This is a genomic window from Methanobrevibacter sp. (assembly GCF_045541095.1).
GTDB lineage: Archaea > Methanobacteriota > Methanobacteria > Methanobacteriales > Methanobacteriaceae > Methanocatella.
Map to the genome: position 1 here is coordinate 1 of NZ_JAZQIJ010000118.1, position 2098 is coordinate 2098.

3 protein-coding genes are annotated in these 2098 nt (G+C 38.8%); all 3 read left to right on the forward strand.

Features of this window, described 5'->3' with window-relative positions:
- The coding region (locus ACKI2P_RS04880; RefSeq protein WP_407375540.1) for a hypothetical protein at positions 1–383 on the forward strand (383 nt) is incomplete at its 5' end.
- Between the two features lie 12 nt (positions 384–395).
- Positions 396–1334 carry a hypothetical protein gene (locus ACKI2P_RS04885; protein WP_407375542.1) on the forward strand — a complete coding sequence of 313 codons (939 nt, stop codon included), beginning with the start codon at positions 396–398 and terminating at the stop codon, positions 1332–1334.
- Positions 1335–1346: 12 nt separating this feature from the next.
- Positions 1347–2098 (forward strand): hypothetical protein (locus ACKI2P_RS04890; protein ID WP_407375543.1); only part of this gene is annotated, 752 nt, incomplete at its 3' end.

Genomic DNA, 2098 nt, shown 5'->3' on the forward strand with positions numbered 1-2098 from the left:
ATGCAGGAAACAAAATCAAGACAGATGATGTTGTAACATTGTCAGCAAATTCAGATATCGGAAAACCAACAGTTAAGAAATACACGGCCGCTGAAGGCGAAATCATTTTAGGCATTGCAGTCAACGATCCGGTTACCATGACTGGAGGAAAAAGAAAAACTGCAATTTTAGTCCTAGGCCATCTTTTCAGATTAAAATTAGCATCAGGACTTTCAAACATTGCCGTTAATGACAGAATAGCTTTAACCAGCACAGGAGCTATCAAATCCGATGACGGCGAATATATTGCAATGCATCCTGTAGCTAGCTCAGATGATTACAATTACATTGAAGTATTCAGACCATACGACATCGGCGCAACCGGTGAAACTGGTCAAACTTAAAGGTGATAGTTAATGATTACAAAAGGAAATGATACCAAAGTTCAAAATGAGGTAATAGCTCAAACTATTACTGATGAAACCGCAAAAAGGTTAAAGCTTGCAAGACTCTTTCCTAAACAAGAAATCAAAGAGAACTCCGATTACTACACTTACTTCAGACAGAACATTAACCTTGATGAAGCTATCAAAAAAGGATTGCTTGGAGAAGCAAAAGACATAGCTCCAGGTGCATCTTTACAAGAGCTGAACATTAGAAAACCAGTAACCGATACAATTTCCATCGACACTGTAGGTGGTGTTTTAAACGTAAACAAGGACGTGTTTGATTCTGATATCGTTTCATTCGAAGATTTGTTGGGTGATGTAGCTACCGTTATTGCAAACCGCATTGAATACAACATTTACGATACTATAATTAGCTCTCCAAATGTTCCGCAGTACAATACCACTCAAACCGATGATACCATGGAAGCCTTTGGTAACTTTGTTATCAGTGCACAGGAAGCTTTCAAAGGCAATGCCGGTGCAGGTGCTGATTTAACAATAATGGCAGAGTCTTACAAAACATTATCATACGTTAAACAATTAGCTTACTCATCCAACAAGTTGGTTCAGCCTGTAGAAGACATTAAGGAATACTACGGTATTGACAATATCGATTTATTAGGTACCACCCAAGCTGACGGCGGATCTTTAATAGGTGACAAGCAATATATAGGTTTCGATTTAAGAAATGCTCCTTTAACAGTATTGTATTCCAAATCTTCCGGAACCACTGTTGCACCAATCACCAGTGATGAAAACATTGCAGACTTCTATCCTCTCATTGAAATCATGAGAAAAGACATCTACGATGAGTTACCTCAATATACAAAACTGTTCATACAGTCTAAAGTCGGAATATTGTTGAATAAACCAGGTCTTGCGCTGAAAGGTACTTGCAGACCATAAGGAGGATTGTTAATGTTAACTAAAGGAAATGATGCAAAAGTACAAAATGAAGTGATGGCACAGATTGTTGCTGATACTTCTGCAAAGTGGATGAAATTCACAAGGTTGCTTCCAAAACAGGAGATTGAAGAGAACAGCCAGTATTACACTTACATGTCACAAAGAGTAAACATCGAGGAAGCTATTCAAAGCGGAGTACTCGGTGAGGCCAAAGACATTGCACCCGGCGCAACCCTTCAAGAATTAAACGTCAGAAAACCAATCAGTGAAACTGTCTCTATAGATACCATCGGTGGAGTATTAAACGTTTCTGCTCAAATGCTTGATTCAAATTTAATAAGCGTTAATGATATGCTTCAGGATGTAGGTATCCTTATCGGCAGAAGCATCGAAAAGGCAGCCATTGATATGATTATGAACTCCAGTAAAGTTTCAACCTACAACTTCCAAGCAGGTGATGATACCGGAATGACTATCTTGAAAGCTCAGGAAAAGTTCAAAGAAAGTGCAGGAAGCTATGCTAACCTTAACTCAATGGCTGTTAGTTACAAATCATTAACAACCTTAAAGTCTGATTTGTTCTCTTCCAACAGACAGGTCGAACCGGTGGAACACATTCAAAGCTATTATGGAGTTGACAACATTGACATCTTAGGAACTGCTGTATGTGATGGCGGTTCTGAGATGGGCGATAAGACATACATCGGTATGGACTATATAAACCCTGGAATGAAACTTCTATACTCAAGAACTACAGGAACCAC

Bases quoted from the DNA above. Each gene is read 5' to 3' on its own strand.
- ACKI2P_RS04885 (WP_407375542.1), top strand. From the start codon at position 396: ATGATTACAAAAGGAAATGATACCAAAGTTCAAAATGAGGTAATAGCT.